The 20,089-nt window shown below is 72.0% G+C and carries 7 protein-coding genes; all 7 read right to left on the bottom strand.

What is annotated here, in order from left to right:
- Positions 1-35 precede the first annotated feature (35 nt).
- The 7 genes from GTZ93_RS13230 to GTZ93_RS13200 all read right to left on the bottom strand — a co-directional run bounded on the left by GTZ93_RS13230 (position 36) and on the right by GTZ93_RS13200 (position 19,941).
- Positions 36-4,640 (bottom strand): hypothetical protein, encoded by a 4,605-nt coding sequence (locus GTZ93_RS13230; RefSeq protein ID WP_139916086.1) that lies wholly within the window; start codon positions 4,638-4,640, stop codon positions 36-38.
- Between the two features lie 62 nt (positions 4,641-4,702).
- Entirely contained in the window at positions 4,703-9,697 is a 4,995-nt protein-coding gene (locus GTZ93_RS13225) for a hypothetical protein (protein ID WP_139916087.1), read from the bottom strand.
- 6 nt (positions 9,698-9,703) lie between these two features.
- Entirely contained in the window at positions 9,704-10,720 is a 1,017-nt protein-coding gene (locus GTZ93_RS13220) for a hypothetical protein (protein WP_139916088.1), read from the bottom strand.
- Between the two features lie 35 nt (positions 10,721-10,755).
- Positions 10,756-13,392, bottom strand: a complete 2,637-nt coding sequence (locus tag GTZ93_RS13215; protein ID WP_139916089.1) for a hypothetical protein — start codon at positions 13,390-13,392, stop codon at positions 10,756-10,758.
- On the bottom strand, positions 13,389-16,577 hold the full coding sequence (locus GTZ93_RS13210; protein WP_139916090.1) for a poly-gamma-glutamate biosynthesis protein PgsC/CapC: 3,189 nt from the start codon (positions 16,575-16,577) through the stop codon (positions 13,389-13,391). Before GTZ93_RS13210 ends, GTZ93_RS13215 begins: the two co-directional genes overlap by 4 nt.
- A 220-nt stretch (positions 16,578-16,797) precedes the next feature.
- Positions 16,798-18,066 carry a hypothetical protein gene (locus tag GTZ93_RS13205; RefSeq protein WP_120578070.1) on the bottom strand — a complete coding sequence of 423 codons (1,269 nt, stop codon included), beginning with the start codon at positions 18,064-18,066 and terminating at the stop codon, positions 16,798-16,800.
- Between the two features lie 108 nt (positions 18,067-18,174).
- On the bottom strand, positions 18,175-19,941 hold the full coding sequence (locus GTZ93_RS13200) for a S53 family peptidase (RefSeq protein ID WP_161662798.1): 1,767 nt from the start codon (positions 19,939-19,941) through the stop codon (positions 18,175-18,177).
- Between the last annotated feature and the right edge of the window lie 148 nt (positions 19,942-20,089).

Below are 20,089 nucleotides of genomic sequence, written 5' to 3'. Positions count from 1 at the left end.
GAACATCGCTCCTCGGGGTGCTCTCTGTCGGGGACTCAGGACAGCGGCTCGCCTGCGTCATCCGCCGCTTCGGGTCCCAGCACTTCCGGTCCCTGTTTCTGCAGCGGCTCGTCGCGCGGCAGCACCGGCCCCTCGAGCTTCGCCAGCGCGTTGGTGTCCAGGGGGACGTGGTGCACCTGCACCGGGCCCCTGGTGCTGGTGAGCTCCACCGTCGCCTTGAACACCGCCTCCGCGGGGGCCTGCATGACGGGCGTGGGCGCCTCCACCACCGGCGCCAGCCGCTTCGGCTGCTTCTTGAGGCCGCGGAAGAGCCAGCCGCCCTTCTGGCGTTCGTACAGCTTGCGCGTCTCCACCGCCGCGCGTGCATGTGACACGCGGCCCGTCTCCAGGTCCTCCAGCAACATCTCGCTCAGCCGGCGGCGCGTCACGCTGTCCAGGTAGTCGAAGACCTTCTCCAGCTTGCGCACCACCACCTGCGTCGCGCCGCCCGCAGCCGTGTGCGTCAGCGCGGCGATCTTCAACTCGTGCCGCGCCCTCGCGCGCTCCGCCAGCTTGCGCAGCCGGTCCGCTTCATCCGGCGACGCGGCCTTGCCGACGAGTCCCGGCAGCACCGTGCGCGCCAGGCCCGCGTCCACGAAGCCCGAGTCGTCGAACGTCTCCAGCGACTCCAGCGCCCGCCGCCGCGCCTCCACCGACGTGCCCTCCAGCGCCTTCAGCGCCGTCGTCACCCGGTCCAGCGCCATCCAGCGGTACACCCAGTCCAGGCCCGTGCCCTTGATGTTCTGCGCGCCCATGATGCTCACCTGCATCCCGGGCGCCACCGCGCGGGCGCACGTGTCCACCACCTGGTCGCCCGTCGCCTGCGAGTCGGACACCGGCACCAACTGCTCCAGCATCATGGCCTTGTACGCGTCGCGGAACTTCGCGTGGAACGCCTTCACGCGGCCCTGCGCATCCGCTTCACCCCGGGGCAGCAGCGCCTTCAGCCGCGCGTGCACCGCCATGCGCGCCAGGAGATACAGCGCGTGTTCGCGCACCTCGTCCTTCGTCGCGGCCGTCAGCACCTCCGGCAGCGAGGAAGGCTGTGCGCGCGACACCGGAGACAGCGCCTCGTCGATGAGCGGGCCCACCTCTCGCTCCAGCGCGCGGCGCACCTTCTCCACTCCCACGTCGTCGTCTCCGCCCTCCAGCGCCTTCTCCACCGCGGCCGTCAGCGCCAGCGTGGCAGTCGCCTGGAGCCCCGCGCCGGCCGCGTACCGCTCTAGCCGGTCCAGGAACGTGGCCTTCGTGGGACGCGGCACCTTCAGCTTCGCCAGCTCCTTCGCGAGCCGCGCCTCCGCGCGGGCCTGACCCTCGGGGCTCGAGACCTCCTCCGCCGCGACGACCTCCGTGCTCATGAGGTGCCGATCCAACGCGCCGCGCACGTACTTCTGCAGGCCCTCCAGGTTCGTGCCGATGAGCACGTGCCGGTCCGCGGGCGCGTCCTCCACCATGATGCGCGCGAACACCTCCGAGCGCGACACGCGGTCCCAGCGGTTGTTGATGACGGTGATGACCGCGCGCTCCGGGTTCGTGTCCGGATCCACGTCCCCCAGGCCCGTGCGGATCCAGTTGTTCATGAAGCCCGTGCGCTCGTTCGCCGAGTGCCCGTTGATGAACTGGAGATGCCGCCCGCGCACCTTCGCCGGCGGGAAGACCTTCAACACGCCGATTTCGGGCTGCACGTGCTCGGCCATCAGCGCCAGCGCGTACGACCGCGACACGCCGAGCTGCTCCGCCAGCGTCGCCACCAGCGCCATGTTGCGCGGGTGTTCGCGGTAGGGGAACAGCGCGAGGAACTCCTCGGGAATCAGCTCCGCTTCCCACCACGCGCTGTGCAGCAGCGTCGTGTCCTTCTCCTGCGCCGCCTGCTTGAAGAGCGGGAGGAAGTGGTCCTCCGTCGTCACCACCCGGCCGCCCTTGGGCATGAAGTTGGTGATGACCGACGCGACGTTGATGCCCGCAGGACCCTGGATGTCCTCATGGTCCGGATAGGCGTTGGTCAGCGTGGCGAAGTCGTCCTTCATCCAGTCGTTCTGGAGCAGCTCGACGAAGTTGGGCTGCAGCGCCATGCACTCCCAGAGGAACACCTCCGTGCCCAGGCGCGCGCCCAGCTCCACCATGTCCTTCTGTTCCCAGATGGTGGCCTTGTCGTAGGGCCGGAAGATGAAGAACTCGGACGGCCCGGCGCCCGGGGCGCTGTGCACGAACATCGCCTCCGAGCCCGTCGTCTTCGCGAACACTTCGAAGCCCATGCCGGAGAAGAGCGCCGCCTTCAGGCGCTCCGTGCCGGACTTGCCTCGCGTGCCCCAGCCGCCGATGACGAGCGGAATCTTCTCCCGGGACTTCCGCACGTTCTGGCGCTTCACGTACGTGTCGCCCAGGAAGACGGAGAAGAGCGCCGCGGTGAAGAGGCCCAGCGCCGCGATGCCGTTGCCGCCCATGCCGAGGAAGTAGCCCTCGTTCTCCATGATGCGCTCGGTGAGGAGCGCCAGGAACCCGCTCTGCAGGCCCAGCAGCGCGGGCGTGTGCAGCGTGGACGTGGGCTTCGCTGCGGCCTCCGGCTCGTGGAAGAGCGTGGCGAGCGGAGAAGGGACCTGCTTGTGCTGACCGTACGGCGTGAAGCGCACCTGGACGCCCAGCTCGCGCTCCACCTGCTCCACGAAGCGGCGGCGCTCGCGGGGCTCCTCGCCTCCCAGTGAGTCAAGCCGCAGCGTCGCGAGCCGACGGTAGTCCTTCGACACCTTCAGGCGGTTCGTCAGCCGGCGCAGGCGCGAGGCGGGCGGCACCAGCACCGTCTCTCCGTGGCTGCTGAACAGGTGCACCTTGCCGTCCTTCGACAGCGGCATGTCCAGCAGGTCGTCCACCGTGGGGAGGTGACGGCCCCAGCTGCCCTGGCTCGCCACGTGGACGCGCTCGCCGGGGACCAGCGTCTCCGTGATTTCGTCCAGGTGGCCCGGGTGCGCGCGCAGCGTGCCGGACATCACGCGGCCGGTGGTGTGCAGGAACGCCTGGCGCTTGTTCGGCGCGGGGCGGCCCAGCTCGTGCCACACGCGCCACAGGCGACGCTCCTGCCGGTCGCCGTGCCACAGCGTCAGCGTCTTGTCCGTGCGCTCCGCGTACAGCCCGTGCCCGTCCTGCGACAGGTCCGCGAGGATGGCGCCCAACCACGCGGGGCCCTCCGGCATCGGCGGCAGGTTCTCCGGCGCGGTCTGGAGCGGAATGCGCGTGCGGCTGCCCGGGCGAAGGTTGGAGACGCGGCCCGCGAGGAACACCGTCCACGCCTGGCGCACCGGGTCCTTCACCCGGCGCAGCACCTGCGCGGCGGCGGCGGCGGCCTCCACCACCGGACCCGTGGCGCCCGGCTGCGTCGCCAGGGATTCCACCGCGTCCAGCAGCGCCGCGTGCGCGGGGCCCAGTCCGGCGGCCCCCAGCGCTTCCGCCAATGCGGCGGCGCGTTCGCACGACACGCGCAGGACCAGCGGCGCGGTGTCACGGCCGAGCACGTCCACCAGCACCTGGAGCGCTTGTCCCTTCACCTTCGGCGACGCGAGCGCCGCGTCCACCGCGGCCAGCACGGCGGCGGTGCGCACGCGTGGACTCGGCTCCGACAGCGTGGGTCCCGCGACGGCTGACACCTGCTCCAGCCCCGCCAGACGGCGCAGCAGTGGTTGCCCCTCCGGACGCTGCGCGATGAGGGCGCACAGGCCCATGCGCACGTATTCGCTCGGGTCGTGGTGCGCGACCTCGGTGAGCAGCGGCACGCGGTGCTCTTCCGACAGCAGCGGCGCGCATTGCTCCAGCACCTGTCGGCGGAAGAGGAAGTCCCTCTCCGACGGAGCCTTCGCACGCAGACGCTGGCGCAGCAGGGTGATGCCCTCGAGCACGTCCACCGTGAGCAGCGCGCGCAGTGCCTCCGCCTGGAAGAACGGACTCACGTCCTCCTGGCCCGCGAGGCTCGTCAGCGTGGGGCCCACTTCGGGCAGCGACGTGGCGACTCCCGGCACCGTCTGCGCGAGCTGCCGGAAGGCCTCCAGCGCGGCGGAGCGGTTTTGCGACCGGGGTGCGTCCACGGCGCGGTCCAGCAGCTGCCTCGCCAGCGGCACCGCGGCGGGTTGCAGCTCCTGCGCGTGGGCCTTTTCCAGCACGCCCGTCAGCGCACGGAGCGCCGTCTCTTCTTCTATCAGCAGCTTGTGGCGGCGCTTCTCCAGCCGCTCGCGCAGGGCATCGAAGCCCATCCACCGGTCCAGAGCGCGCAGGTCCTCCTTGCGGTCCTTGCGGTCCTTCACCGTGGCCTTGATGTGATCCACCAGCACCTGGCGGCGGGCGGCGTCATCCAGCGCCTCGTTGTGCTGACGCGTGAACTGGACGATCTCCGCGTGGACCGCGGACAGCTCCGTCTCCAGGGCCTCCAGGGCGACGCCCAGCCACGGGGCCAGTCCCTCCAGGCCCGCGGGGCGAGGGCACGACTCCACCAGCCGCTGGGCCAGGACCTCGACCTGGGCCCCGCGCACTCGACGGTGCAGCGGGGGCAGGGCTTCCAGCAGTTGGGACTCGAGAGGTTCGTTCGCCAGGTGCATGTCGCGGCCAGAGCTATTCATTGCTTGAGAAACCTGCCCGACCCCCCCAGGCACGCGTTCGGATCAAGACAGCTCAGGCACCCTCAAGGCTGCAAACGTCGTTCATCGAGCAGCTCCTCGAACTCCTCCTCGGTGGGGGTGACGTCCTGCAGCCCACGTCCACCTGTCCAATCCCACCGCGCTCCGAGTGAAAACATGTTCTGCATTCCGTACGGGCCGGAGAGGAAGGCGCGGTCCTCCGCGAAGAGCATCAGCCGGTTGCCGCCCTTGCCCATCCACACGTTCCAGTCCAGGCGGCCCGACACGCGGTGGCGCAGGTACGCCGTGGCGCGGTGATCATCCTGGAAGCGCTGTGACGCGCCGTAGCCCAGCTCCACGCGCGTGCCCTGGAGCTTGCCGCCCAGGAGCGCCGCCCAGCTCGCGTAGGCGCCCGCGTTGTCCATGGTGTAGAAGTTCGCGTTGGTCACGGCGGACATGCCCAGCGTGGCCACGTGGTCCTGGAAGGGCTGCCAGCGCAATGACAGCCGGGGCGACAGGCGCCTCGGGTGGTCCTTGCCGTAGAGCCAGTAGACGTTCTGGTCGTAGCGCGTGGCGTCGATTGCGCTGCCGCCCTGCATGGACTCCAGCGTCAGGCCCAGGCCGGGGATGAGGCCCACGTCCGGGGACAGGCGCACGTAGCGGTCCGCCGCCACGCGGCCTCGCGCGCTCCAGCGCATCGCACCGTCGATGGACTGCGAGAACACGGAGCCCTGCATGGACAGACGCAGGTCGCCGGGCAGCTGATTCACATAGCCGGCCACGGTGCCGCCGAACACGGCGGACCGGTTCAGCGGGTAGCGCGCTTCGGGTGTGAAGCGCAGCCACGCGCGGCCCGGGGACAGCTCACGGCGCAGGGACAGGCGGACCTCCAGGCCCGTCTGGAGCGGGCGGTTGAGCAGCTCGCCTTCCTGCACGTCCTCGCTGCGATAGCCCATCTCCGCGGACACCATGCCCAGGCCGTCGGTGCGCGCTTCCGGAGGCATGCCTTCCGGCAGCAGCGACAGGCTGGGCGGCAGCGCGGGCCAGGGCAGCGGCTCCAGGCCCGTGGTGCCCTGGGCCCACGACGGGGCCGCGAGCGCGCTCGGATCCGAGGCGACACCCAGTTGCACCTGCACCAGGGCTTCACCGGTGGGCGACTCCAGGCTCACGCGGTGCGGGCCGCGCGAGGGCAAAAGCAGCCACGTCTCGCCCATGCGGCCCAGCGGTTGGGACGCGCCCTGGAGGCCGGGGTCGGCGTCCTCGGGCAGGCCCAGGTGCATGAGCGGGCCTTCCTCCGCGCTGGAGCCGCCGGTGCCGTCACCCGAGGGCAGCGGCGTGCTGCGCAGGAGCAATTCGCGGCCCGCGGTGGGGGCCAGGGCGGTGGCGCGCACGCGCAGGGCGGTGGGCCCCAGCACGGTCATCACCACCGGCGCGCCCGGACGGCTGCGCAGGAGGGAGAGGGGCTGCGGGGCGGCCACGACGCGGGCGTTGGTGCTGGCTTCTTCGGACTCCACGAAGCGCACGAGGCCGGACTGCTGCGTGTCGGCGCGCGCCATCACCACTTCCACCTGGTGACGGCCGGGGACGTCCAGGCGCGTGCCCAGGATGGCGGTCTCTCCTTCGGCGACCTGGAGCTCTCGCACCACGCGGCCGTCCACGCGGAGCGCGAAGGCGCAGGTTCCGGTGGCGTCCACGCCCGGACGCGGGGTGGTGCCGCAGAGGACCTCCGCGCCCAGGGGCCGGGGCTGCTTCACCACCAGGCTCATCACGCGCGAGGCTCCGGCGGGCAGCAGCTTCGCCTCCGACAGCTTCCACGGGGGCGCGAGCAACGCCTTGCGCACGGACATGGCGACGTCCTCGTCGTCCGTGCCGGCCTCCGACGTGGCGACGAGCGAGCCCGCGGTCTCCTCCGCGTCGCGCAGTCCTTCCCAGCGCGTCCAGCGGCCCGCGGTGAAGCGCATGCGGCGGACATCCGGATGATCCGCCCATGCCTGGAGCTGGCTCGCGAGCGCCGCGCCCAGGGGCGCACCGCCGTCCTTCCACGCCTGCGGCGAGTCCTGCAGACGCTCCAGCATTCCGAGCGCTTCCAGGCCCACCTGGGGCAGGCCCGTCTCGCGGTACAGCGCCGCCATGGCCAGCGCGCCCGCCGCGTCCTCACCGGAGGCCGACAGCAGTCGAGCACGGAGGTAGCGGCCCGCGAGGCTCTTGTCTCCCGACACCGCCGTGAGCGCCGCGTCCGTGTGGCCTTCGCGAGCCTGCGCACTGAGCGCGGCGAGCTTCGCACCTTCCGTGTCCAGCGCCGGGAACGCAGGCGAGACCAGCGTGGGCTGGGTGATGGCCTGCGTGAAGCGCACCGTGCGCGGGGCCGTCTGCGACAGGCGGTCCATCAGCGCGAGCAGTCGCCGCTGCTGCTCCGGCGTCAGCTTCGCCTGCGCGTCCAGCAGCCGGCCCACGTCCGCGCGGGCGAAGCCGTCCTCCTGCAGCGATGAAAGCAGCTCGGCGCGCGCGAGGCGCGGCTCCACGTCATCGGGCCCCGTGCGCAGCGCGCGGGAGAGCGCCTGGAGCGTCTCGTACGCCGTGCCTGCCTGCGGTTGCTGCGGCAGGGCAGGGGACTCCTCGGACGTGGCCACCTCCGCGCGGCGCACCGACAGCGAGACGGCGAGCTGTGCCTTCGGATCCTCGGGCTCGAACCACACCTCGCGCGCTTGCGCGGGCAGTGTCACCACCGCGGACACCGGCGCGGACGACGTGCCCTTCGCGCCTTCCAGCGCCACGTGGCGCGGGCTGGCGGCGGTGGGCATCAGCACCAGCCGACGCGGATGGCCCACATCCGTGTTCATGCGCACCACGAGCGGCTTGCCCGCGGTGGCATTCAACGGACGCAGTTGCACGCGCACCGGCGAGGGCAGCTTGGCGTCCGGCACCCCGAAGCGCACTGCCTTCTTCTCCTCCTTCACCGGCCACTGCGAGCGCACGTAGCCCACTTCGCCCGGCGTCCCCTCCGCCTTCGCGGGCGCGAGCGACAGGAACGCACGCGTGCCCTCCACGCCCTCCAACTTCAGCGCGTGTTCGCCCGGAGGCAGGGCAATCTCCATCGGCTCCACCGCCGACAGCGGCAGCAGCGGGAAGGCGTTGCTCCCCACGCGCAGCACCGGATTCGCCTTCGCACCCGGCGGCGTCATCACGTAGGCGCGCAGCAGGGTGGGGGCCTCCGCGAGCCCCGTGGCCTGCACGTGCGTGGTGCCGCCTGCGGCGAGCGGCCACAGCGCGCTGCCCGTTATCGACGCGTCGGCCTCCATGCCCTGGAGATCCAGCCAGTGCGAGGCCTTCACCTCGGTCCCATCGTCGCGGGGCGCGGGCGTCACCTGCGACCAACGGCTCGCGCGCCACCACGCGGCGCGGTAGCTCCGGCGGATGTCCTCCGACAGCGGATCCGCGCGCCACGCCAGCTCCAGCGCGGCCAACTCGCGGCTGCGCAGCGGATTCCCCAGCGGCAGGCGGGCCACCAGCTCCGATGCCTCGGCGGTGAGGAATCCCGCGTCCGGCAGCGCTGGCGCGGTGCCCAGGAGCGCGTGCGCCACGTCCGGCTTGTTCGCGTCCAGGAGCTTCTTCGCGGTGAGCAGCCGCAGGTGCCACGCGAGCGGCGACGCATCCGCGCCCTTCAGCGTCTCCACCGCCACGTCCGTGTCGCCGTCACCCAGGGCGGCCATCACGGTCAGCAGCGGCGACAGGCCCTCCGTCTTGATGCGTCCGTACGTGCCGCGCGCCAGGTCCGGCATCAGCGCCACCAACCGCTGACGCAGCAGCGATGGGCGGGCGGCGGGGTCCTGCTTCACCACCTCCCATGCCTTCTCCGCCAGCTCCGTCCAGTGCGTCTGGTGCGACAGCGCCTCGGACAGCGTGGGCCGGCGCGTGGCGACGCGCGCACGCATCAGCGGCGCGGGACCCTTCCAGCTCACGCGGTAGTTGTGCTTGCCCGGAGGCAGCGCCACGCGCAGCTCCTCCGCGATGCCCACGCGCTCACCCGCCGCGAGCACCCTCGCGGTGCGCCCGTCCGGCAACGCCGCACCTTCGGACGCCTCCGCCCACGCGGGCTGCGGCGTGAGTTGCGCCTGCGCGAGCACCCCGCCCACGCCGTATACCTCCACCGTCGGTGCCTCGGCGGGCGAGCCATTGCCCAGCACGGCGCGCGCCTCCAGTGACAGCACGCCCGGGCCTTCCATCTCCAACGCCCAGACCGAGCCCTTCCCCTCCGGGCGGACCCAGGGCGCGTCCATTCCCTCCAGCACCACCTCCGTGCCGGTGGGACGCGGGCGCTCCACGCGCACCGCTTGTCCGTAGAGCGGTGACACCAGCGCCCACTCGCGCAGTGCGGACGCCTTGCGCCAATCGCGCACCGCGGTCCGGAAGGGCGAGGACTCGGGCTGGTCCTTCACGAGCTCCGCTTCCAACGCCGCGTCCACGTCCAGCCGCGCTCGCGTGGCCGCGTCGAAGGCCAGCGCCGGGCGCGGCCCCTTGCCGTCCACCCACTTAAGGAGCGCGTCACGCATCCGCTCCTCGGTGCGCGCCGTGGACGTGTGCGTGGGCCGCTCCACCACGATGCGGGCGTTCTTCGTCGCCGTGACCCACCAGATGCTGCCGGCGCCCATGGGTTCCGCCAGGTACCAGCGGCCCGGACGCTCCGACACGCCCTCTTCCTCCACGCGCAGCTCGGGCGCTTCTCCGGCCTCCGACAGCGGCACGCGGGTGAAGCGCAGCGCCCCGGCGGGGCCGGTGACGCGCACCACGTCCAACGGGCCCAGCCACACGGCCGCGCCCTTCTTGGAAGTCACTTCCATCGCGCCCGTCACCTGCGGCACGCCGCCCGGTACGTAGGGCGCCTGGCCCCGGAGGTCCTCCAGTGCCACCGGCCCCCGGATGGCGCGCGGCTGCCAGGTCATGCCCTCCTCGCTGCGAGCGATGACGGACGGCTGGGAGACGGCGGGCTGCGCGATGACGGGCAGCGCCGCGAGCGCTCCCACGAGCAGGGTGTAACGGGCGCGGCGTCGAACAGGAAACATCGGCGCTCAGTCCTCCAAGGGTGCGAACAGAATCTGGGCCAGCCGGTCCAGACGTGCCGGGTTCGCCAGCGCTTTGCGCGTACGGGATGACATTTCCAGGTGCAGGAAGCGGGCTTGCGGATAGGACTGGAGCAGACGGGCCTGCGCGTTCTGTGTCCCTCCGAGCACCTGCACTCCGTCCGGGAACAGCTTCACTCCAGGGCCAAGTGCCTCCTCCAACGGTGCGGCCACCTGCCGGGCCCACCTGCCGGGCTTGCGCGTCCCGTCGCTGAGCACCGCCGCCAGCTTCTCCGTGCGGCCCTTCTGGACCTTGGTCTCGCCGAAGCCGTGCAGCTGCACCACGCGCGGAGCGGAGAGGTTGCGCGCGGCCAGGTCCGTCACGGTCTGGAAGAGGTGCTCCGGGTTGTGCGCGACGTCCGCGGGGTGCTCCGGATCCTCGGGCGTCTCACCGGGCGTGCCCTTGTAGCGGTGCGCGGTGGCGGTCATGAACAGGCGTGGCGCGAGGCCCTCGGGAGGGCAGACGAAGAGGGTGGAGCCGATGTCCTCCGTGCCGATGTCGAAGTAGGGGTGCGGCACCTGCACCACGTCGTTCGTCGCTTCACCCGTGCGGATCAAATACGCGCCCGCGCCGTGGTAGCGGTCCGGCCGCTCCCGCAGCACCCAGAAGGTGTCGCGCGGCGTGGTCCACGTCTCCAGGAAGAAGCCCACGGACGCGGCCACGTTCATCAGCTCCGGGGGCACGTCCTTCTGCTTCGGCGCGGCGGCCAGCAACGCGGGGATGAGCTTCGCGAACGCGGTCCGCTCCTCCAGCGTGGTGGGGTGGAACGTCACGGCGTCCGCGCGGGGCCACAGCCCGGAGAAGCGCGCGTCCACACGGCACCCTGACTGCTCGGGCACGTTCACGGTGGGATCCTCCTGGGGCACGCGCTCCGGAGCAGGCCGTGGGGCCGCCTTCGCGCGCATGGCCGGCTGTGCGTTGGCGCTCATGCCGGCGCCCAGCACCGACACGACCCCCGCTGCCACGAGCGGGCGCCACGACCCGGTCCTCCCGAGGAACCTCACAACATGTCCTCGTCGGGCTGCCAGCCGCCCCGGTTCCACATGCGCGGCGCGGCGTTGTCCACCGCCTGGCCGAACATGAAGAACCGCGCCCACATGGGCCCGCTGCCCAGCGACTGGATGCGCACGGTGTGCACGCCCGGCGCGATGTCCTCACCCAGCGTCACCGGCACGGTGCGCGCGTACCACTTCACGCCCGGGCGGCCGACCGGCATGGCCGGCTCGCGCTCGGAGGCAGGCAGCACCACCGTGCGCTCGGCGCGCGTGACGTGCGGCACCAACACACTTGCGCGGCGCACGGGATTGCCGCCATCCACCGTCACGGACAGTTGGGGCTCGGTCGCGCCCTCCGCCACCGGCGTGTAGACGACCACGTTGAGCGTGACCGCGCCGGGCCCCGTCTTGCGCACCGGCACACGCAGCCCTCCCTGGCTCACCGGATACACCGTGCGCGAGCGCAGACCGCTGCCCGCCGCCGGAGGCCGGTTGAGCAGCGCCGTCAGCCCCGGCGCCGTGGAACGCAGCAGCACCTCATGCTCACCCGGCGGCAGCGGCGGCAGCAGCTCCCTCGCCCGCGTGGAGCGCACGGTGAAGCGGTGCAGCGGCTCGCCGTCGAGCAGCACCTCCACCTCGTTGCCCAGCGCCGCCGCGTCCTTCAGCGACAGGCGCACCTCCGGACGGGTGGGCGTGCGCGCATCGAAGCGCGCCCGCACCGCGCGGCCCGGCTCCAGCACCGTGGACAGCGCCCTCACCATGTCCACCGTGTCCGCCGGTCCGGACTCCAGCACCTCCACCACCGAGGGCGAGCCATACGGACGCACCACCACCGCGTCGCCCGTCGGCGGAGACCTCTCCTCCTCGGGACCCACGGGCTCCAGGCGCACCTGGCTCAGCAGCTCCATGCGCGCGCCGCCCTGCATCAGCGCGTTCATGTTCGCCGGACGCATCGGGTGCCACGCGCGCTGTTCCACGGGCGCGTTGCGCCAGCGCACGCCGGTGAGCGCGTCGTTCGTGTACGGCGTGGACACCGCGATGGGCTGACCGCTGGACAGGAAGCTGTAGAGCTGCACGATGGTCGTGCGCGGCGCCTCCACGCGCAGCTTGCGCGCCCCCATCGGCAGGAACACCCGAGCGCTCGTCGCGCCCGACACCCACGCTGGCAGGTCCGTCACTTCTCCAGAGCCCGCGGAGCCCGCGTCCTGGGCCACCGTCGCCACGGGCGTGCAGGGCAGCGCGCCGCCCGGCAGCGGCACCAAGGCCGCGCTCTCGAACGGCGCGGGCTCCGGCGTCGCGTCCAGCGAGGCCTGTCCCAGGGACTGGCCCTGCGCATCCAGCACCGTGAGGCTCAGGTGCAGCGGCTCGCGCGAGGGCACGCGGTCCAGCGAGCGCGCATCGATGCGCACCAGCCGCCCCACCGCGTCCATGCGCGGATCGATGTCCAGCTCCAGCACCGGGCATGCCGGGCCGGTGGCGAACGCCTCCGTGCGGCGCGTGTCCGGCAGGAAGGCCACGCGGCCCTCCGACGCGACGCCCGGCTGGGAACGCGACTCGGCGGGCAGCAGCCACGACTCGAACGGGCCCTCCACCGTGTAGCGCAGGTCCTCCTGGCCGTCGTTGCGCACCATCACCGTGTGCACGCCCTCCGGCAGCTCCAGCGGGTGCGACATGGGCGAACCCGCCACGGGGCCCGGCAGCTCCATCGTGTGGGCCGTGCCGTCCGCGGAGAGCGTCTGCACCGTCACGGGGCCGTGCGGCTGCGCCTTCGTGTCCGTCGCGTCGCTCCACAGCCACAGCACCGGCTTCGCGGGCCCGGTGACGTTGAGGGCCACGGCGCGGCCCGCGCCCAGGCGCTCCTGCACGGACTCGGTGGCCTCCACCAGCGGCAGCCGGTACGGGGTGCGGTAGACGGGTTCAATCTGGTAGTCGGTGCCCGCCTCGCCCTCCGCGTTGAGGCGCTCCCAGTGCTCCTCCGCGAGCCAGCGGCGCGTGTCGGCGGAGAGCTTCTCGAAGGGCTCGAAGGTGGCACGCCCGGCGCGCACCTCCGCGCGGGCCTGGGCCAGCTTCTGCGACGCGAGCAGCGGCAGCGTGCGGTGCGCGCGCACGTAGACGCGCGCCAGGAGCGTGTCGTTCGCGCCCGCGGCCCGCAGGTACAGCACGGAGTAGTCCGGCCGCTCCTTGGGCAGGCGAAGCACGAACTCGCGCTCGTCCGTCACCTGTTGAACCGCGTGCGTGGTGAAGGCGCTCTCCGCCAGGAACGTGCCGTCCTCCTGCGGCTGGCCCTTGCTCTGGCGCGTGCGCGTGAAGATGGAGCGCTCCAGCAGGACGCCGTCCGGCCCGCGCAGGATGGCCTTGAGGCCGTACTGGTACTGCTTCTCCGGCGCGTAGGGCGAGCCGTCCGGAAGCAGCTCGTGCGTGACGATGAGCAGCTCCTCGGCCTCCGCGGGGACGCGCACGCGCATCTCCCGGCCTGGCTCCAGGCGATAGAAGATGAGGCGCTCGGCGTTGACGAACTTCGCGTCGCGCCGCGCGGTGGGCGTGTCGGTGTTGCCCAGCACGGCGAGGCTCGCGCCCCAGATGAGGGCCAGGCCCACCATCAGTCCAAGGAGCGCCACGAGGGCGCGGCTGCGGGTCTTCATCGACGGGCCTCTTCGCGGGAGACTTCCCCGGTCAGCACCACCGGACGGCGGTGCCGCAGCGCCAGGTCCACCGTGCTCGCGAGCTCCGCGTCACCCGCGGTCAGCTCCGCGCGCTTCGCCGGCGACGGGTGCTGCTGAAGGAAATAGATGGCACGCAGCACCTGCTTGCCCTGCCGCGCTTCCACCAGGAGGAAGGGCAGGCCGTATTCGGCGCTGAAGCCGGACTTCACCTGACGCGTCACATTGCCCACGCGCTTCGTCTCCGCCAGCGCGCGGAGGTCATGCACATTCTGCTGTGAGACGTAGCGCTCCGCGCTCGCGGTCAGCTCCGCGAAGTGCTGCTTCAGCGCCGCGGACACCGGCTGCGTCGGCGCCACCAGCCGGTCCGCCAGCAGCGCGCGCTCGGGAGACTCGCGCGGCTCCTCGGGCAACAGGCCCGTGATGGCCAACTCCTCCGCCACGAGCCGGGGGCCCACGAAGGCACCGCGCAGCGGTTCGGACAGCCACAGCGTGGCCAGCCGCGCCCCGCCGAAGGTGCGGGAGAAGACCTGCTGCGGGCTCGCGTCGTTGAGGCCCGTCAGCTCCGGAGAGCCGTCGTGGTAGCGCACGCGCTGCCCCAGCCAGCCCAGCGGGCCCTCTTGCGACAACAGCCGCTCCAGGTCCGCGGGCCGCTGCGCTTCAGTGAGCACCGGGCTGCCCACGTCCACCAGCACGTCCGCTTCCACGGCCGGCCGGCCGGAGAAGCCGCGCAGGTGCAGCACCCAGCCCTGTTCCTTCGGTAGCGCGCGGTGCACCGCCTGATGGAACGCCTGGAAGCTCGTGCGCAGCTCACCGAAGGTGGCGGGGTGGGGCATGTCGCCGGACGCGGTGGCGAACACCAGCGCGGTGGAACGCGACTCGTGCCACAGCTCCGCGGCCACCGGCAGCGTGCCCGCCTCGCGGGCCGGCGACGGCACCTCCAGCGCGAGCGGAGCACCGCCCGGACGCACCATCAGCCCCGCGCCCAGCCGGCCCGGCGTGTCCTCCGCGTCCGTCACCCACCAGCATCCGGTGGCCGCATCCGCGCACTCCGTCACCGGATGCACCCGCAGGCCCATCAGCGCCGCCATGGCCCCGGCCCAGCGCGAGCGCAGCTCCCGCGGCACGTCAGCCGTCCCACCGCCCAACAGCGGCGAGGCCACCTGCTGCTCCAGCACCAGCAGCTCCGCGTCCGAGGGCCGCACCGCCGGCACGCGCGCCACTTCCGGCGTCACCATCAGCGTGCCCAGCGCGTCGCGCTCCGTCATCGGCGCGGCCAGTGCCTGCGCGTGCGCAATCACCAGCGAGGCCAGGTCCGCGGCGCCCGCGCGCAGCACGCTCACCCGCGACTCACCCCAGTTGCCGCCAGGCTCCGGCGGCGGATTCGCGGTCACCGTCGCGCCCGGCCACAGCATGTCCAGGCCCTGCGGCGCCTTGCCGTCCGGCGTGTGCAGCACCACCTGGCCCGGCTTCAGTGACGGATCCACGCGCAGCTGCACCCGCTCCCGTGAGGACAGCGCGTCGTGCGCGTGGCGCAGCGGCGTCTCCGACTGCGCCAGCGCATCACCCAGCACCAGGCCCGCGCGGCGGGAATCCACGCCGCTCACGATGATGGCGCGGCAGTTCACGCGCTCGCACAGGAGCGCTGCGGCCTCGGCGCTCGGCGCCTCCGTCAGGGGACGCGGCACCTCCAGCACCGGCCCCTGCGCACCGGGGACGAGCAGTGACGTGTCCCAGCCCGCCTTGCCGGCGCCCTCCACTCGCTCCACCAGCGCGAAGCGCGCGGGCACGCCGTCCTGCTTGGGCAGCTCGCGAAGCTCCAGCCCCAGCGCCACCGCCTTCGTGCGCAGCGCGCTCAAGCCTTCCCCGCGGCCCGACTCCAGCCACGCGTCCAGTCCGTTCCACAGCCCGCTGTATTCGCGCAGGTCGCCGTGCTTCAGCCGCAGCGACTGCCCGCCCACGTCGCTTTCGCGCGCGGTGGCGCGGCCCAGCACCATCAGGCCCAGCGGAGACCGGTCCAGGCCCAGCCCTGGCACGTGGTCGCGCGGCGCCTCCGCGGTGAGGGCGGTGGCCGGACGCGGTTCGATGAGCGACAGCCCGAAGCCCGCCAAGCTGCCGATGAGGAAGCCCGCCAGCGACGTGTGCAGCGTGGGCAGCAGCACGCGGGCAATCACCTGCTTCTGCAGCATCTTCACCGCCAGCAGCGTGGGCACCAGGTAGCCGAAGCCGAACAGGTCCGTGACCTTGAGGCCTGGAATCCGGCCGCCCATGGCCCAGCCGATGCCCCACTTCACGAGGAAGCCCAGACAGAAGACGAGCACCGTCTTGCGCGGGCCCTCCAGGTTGAGCGTGCGCAGCCCCGGCACGGACAGCACCGCCTTCGCGGCCACGACCAGGAGCAGCACTTCCGCCAAGGTGGCCACGAGCTTCAACGGCTCCAGCCACGTGAGCGCCAGCAGCGCGGGCACGAGGATGCCGTTGAAGTCCCAGCCGTACTTGAGGTTGAAGCGCGCGGCGAGGAACGCCGTCGTCAGCAGGATGATGTAGGCCTTGGGGCTGGACAGGAAGTCCTGCGCCACGTCCTCGTACATCAGCTCCAGGCTGGAGAAGGACAGGTTGGTGCCGGGCAGCAGCACGAAGCGGAGGATGACGTACGTGAGCGCCACCGGCACCGCGACCTGCCACAGCCCGCGGCGCAGCTTCAGCTTCCAGAAGGCGTTCGCGGTGAGCGGCACCAGCACCAGGCCGATGCTGTGCAGGCTGCGGTCGACGATGAAGGACGTGCCCCACCGCTCGTCCATCCAGTGCCCCAGCACGGGGAGCAGCCACGTCTCGCTGACCGCGCGCACCACCACGCTGGCGAGCACCACGGCGAAGAAGCGGTCTCGGCCGAAGAATTCGCTCCAGGCCCCCGTGCGGGACAGTCCGCTGGAGAACGCCAGCGCCAGGCCGTACGTGAGCAGCGACTCGGCGACGACGGTGCAGCCCGCCTCCGGGTGGATGACGAACACCGAGGCCAGGTAGCCGGGAACCACGAGGCCCACGAACACCCACCCGAGCGTCTCCGTGAGGAGCGCCAGGATGAGCACGCCCACGAGCACCGCCACCAGGATGGAGGTATCGAGGGAGTAGGCCGGGAAGAGTGTCAGGGTCGAAAGGAGCGCCATGGTGGCCGCTCGAATCTAGGGAGGGCGCCGGACCCGACCAGGGTTGCCCCTCTCGGCTGCTGAGAAGCGTCCGCTGTCCAACCGAAACTTCGGGCCTCCAGTGTCACTGAATGCCCAGCCCCGGACACTGGTATCGGATCCGCGGACGGATCAGCCCGCCTGCTTCACGTGGCGAGCAGCCGCCTGGCACGGCACGTGCGGACGTCTCTCGCGAGACACTTCACGGGCAGTCCTGCGCGACCACGGCAGGGCAGCCCAGGCCGGAACCGCCGAGCGTGCAGGGCACGGTGTCCGCGAGCGCCTGCATGACGGCCTTGGACGACGCGCCGGTGCCGCGCAGCGTGGCGGACTGCTCCAGGTGGACGAAGCGGTCCGTGGCGGCGGCGGCCTCCGCGAAGCAAGCGTCGGAGGCCCCGTTGTCGATGCGGCCCTGCACGTTGCTGGTGCCGCACAGCGTGCGGTGCTTGCCCGAGTCATCCGCCGCGTTGCAGGAGAAGGCCTTCTTGGTGCCCGTCAGGTGGGTGTTGAGCGAGTCGCGCAGGCGGTTGGAGAGCGCATCCGGCCGCGGCGCGCTGGTGCCGTCGCTCACCACGGCGGCCTCGGGACCGTCGCCCGCGTCCATGCCGTGGATGCTGGCGGCGATGGCGTCCGGGTACGTGTCGCGCAGCGCGCGGTGCGCGGCGGTGAAGAAGTTGTTGCCGTAGTGCGCGGCGTCGGAGATGCGCAGGCCCTTCGTGCCGCACACGCTGGTGGTGCCGCTGCACGGGCTGGCGGTGGTGACGGCGCAGCGGTTGCTGCCGGTGATGAGAAGCGCTCGAGCGCCCAGGGTCACCAGCTGCGTGGCCGTCTGACGCAGCGTGCCCTCATCAGAGTCCGCGTGCGGCGCCTCCAGCCACAGGTCGCGCGCGGGGAACAGGTTGATGATGAAGGTGCCGCCGCCGCGCGACAGCAGGCCCTGCTCGCGCACCACCAGCCACCCGCCGCCCGTGTCATTGCGGAAGGTGGACACGCCGTAGCCCATCCCCGCCAGGTCCTGCACCACCCGCGGCGTGGGACCTTCGGTGAGCAGCGTGCGGAACGCGCCCTCGAACGCGGCGAGCTCCGTGCCGCCCGGCTCCTTGAAGCCGCCGCTGTTGGCCGTGGCGATGGGCGCCGTCTGGAGCCACGTCGTCAGGTTGCCCGTCAGGCTGGACAGCGAGCCGAGCGGCGAGCACACGCCCGTCGTGGGAGCAGGCGTGCTGACGACCGGCGTCTCGGGCGCGGGCGTCTCCACGGGCGTCACCGTGTCGGTGGGCGTCGGCGTGGTGGGCACCTGGCCCACGTCCTCCACGGGCGCGGTGGGCGAAGTGGGCGTCCCGACGACGGTCCCCGGAGCGGACGTGGAGGGGCTCTCCGCCACGGCATCGCTCGGTCCCGCGACGGCATTGCTGCAAGCGGCTGCGAGAAGCAGGAGGCAGGACAGGGATGCGCGCAGGGGGGGCAAGGACATGGTCCTGTCCCGAACAGCACGCCCTGCGCATGCATTCACACCCCGTCAATCCGGGATGACAGCCGGGGCGGGGCTCGGTTGCCCGTCCGCCCTATGTCACCCGCCCGCTCAGGGCAGGGTCCGCAGCAGTCCCTCCGCGTCGGGTGCGCCCCAGCCGGTGGGGATGTCCCAGCCCGGCCCGGCTTCGTACTGACGGTCGGTGACGCCCACGGTGATGTCGCGGAACGTCTGCTGCACCGCGGGCAGCGTGTAGAGCTGCGAGTTGAGCCAGCCCACCCTCGGCTTCGCCGCGTCCGCGCGCGCGCCGTTCACCACCGTCATGATCCCCGCGAAGATGGGCGAGGAGAACGACGTGCCGGTGTTGGGCGTGGTGACGCCCAGCCACGTGTACCAGTAGCCGGTGTCCGCGTTCAGCGCGACGTCCACCACCGCGCGCTTGGCGGGCATCGGGACCAGGCCCTTCTGCCATTCCGGCGTGGCGAAGGTGCGGGTGATGCCGGAGCCGGAGTAGTACCAGGCCGTCTCGCCCGTCACCGTCATGCCGTTCATCTTCAACTGCGTGCCGCCCACGGCGGTGACGTAGGGGCTGTTGCCCGGGACGTCCACGCCCGCGGAGTCGCCGCTCGCCGCCGCGACGGTGATGCCCAGCGCGGCGGCCATGGTGCTGGCGTGGCTGTAGGCCTCATGCACCGCTTTGGGTTCGGAGTCCTCGCGGTGGGCGAAGGACGTGGTGATGACGCTCACCTCGCCGCGGCCAATGGCCTCGTTGTAGGTGTAGAGCATGGACGTGTTGCGCGCGTCCGGGCCCATGTAGACGAGCACCTCCGCCTTGGGTGCCATCGCCGCGGCCCACTCCACGTCCAGCGTGCCTTCGCGGTAGCGCGTGACGGGCGGCTCCATGGTCTGGATGACCTTGGGGTCCTCGCGCTCGATGCCCCACATCTTCCAGAAGGCGCGCACGTCCTTCCACCGGAAGCTGGCGCCAATCACCACGCCCAGCTTCATGCCCTGGCCCTGGTGGCCCTGCTGATAGATCGAGTCCACGTTGTACGCGCGCGCCACCTGCTGTGGCGTGAGGCCGCGGCTGACGGGGTTCGGCGGCTCCGTGGACGGCTGTCCGAACTCGCCGGGCAGCGTGCCCGTCTCCGCCGGCAGGTCCAACGCCACGACGGCGTGGATGCGCTGCTGCACGAACGTGGGGGCCTTGATGGTCTCCACGAGGCCGTAGACGTCGTGCGGATCATTTCCGCCTTGCGGCGACTTTCGCTCCAGCACTCGCAGCGTCACGCCGAACGCCTTGTTGAACTGGCCCACCGTGCCCACGAACTGCACCAGCAGCCGGTTGGTGGCGACGTAGGGCACCTGCATGCCCTCGGACTTCAGCCAGTCCGTGACGACGGTGACGTCCTTCTCCAACGGAGCGTGCTTCGCCATCCACTCGGCGGGCGTCATGTACTGACGGAAGCGGGATCCGCCTGGCTTGTAGATGTCCGCGATGCGCTCCTCGAGCGCGGACGGGTCGCGGATGGGGAAGGACACGAGCCCGCGGATGAGGTCCGTCACCGGCGCCTCGCCCTGGTCCGTGTAGACGCCCGGCAGGGGGCCCGGGACGCCGTCCGTCGTCGGGATGGGCGTGGGGTCCAACACCTCCGCCTCCGGGTCGGGCGGCGGCGGGTCCACCACCTCCGGCTCCGGCGGCGGTCTGCCGGGCGGGGGCTGTGAGTTTTCGGAGTCGGGAAGGGTGGGCGTGGATTCCACCGGCGTCGGCCCGGGAGGCCGCGGCTTGCCCACGGACGTCAGGCGGTCCGAGTCACGGCAGCCACCCATCCACCCCGCCAGCAGAAGAACACCCGTCAGGATGTATCCGCGCTTCATTGCGCCCCCAGCCCGGAGTGACCCGCCTCGGGTCCCCGGCACCCCAGCCGTCCTCCCCCTGGAAGACGTCGGCCCTTGTGCGCATCGAAGGTGGGAGCGATTGCCCTGCGAGGCAACTGTCGTGGACAGGTAAATCGCGGCTACACTG

The organism is Corallococcus exiguus (assembly GCF_009909105.1).
Classification (GTDB): domain Bacteria; phylum Myxococcota; class Myxococcia; order Myxococcales; family Myxococcaceae; genus Corallococcus; species Corallococcus exiguus.
The sequence above is the reverse complement of the archived record's forward strand: the minus strand, read 5'-3'. Positions and strand labels throughout refer to the sequence as shown.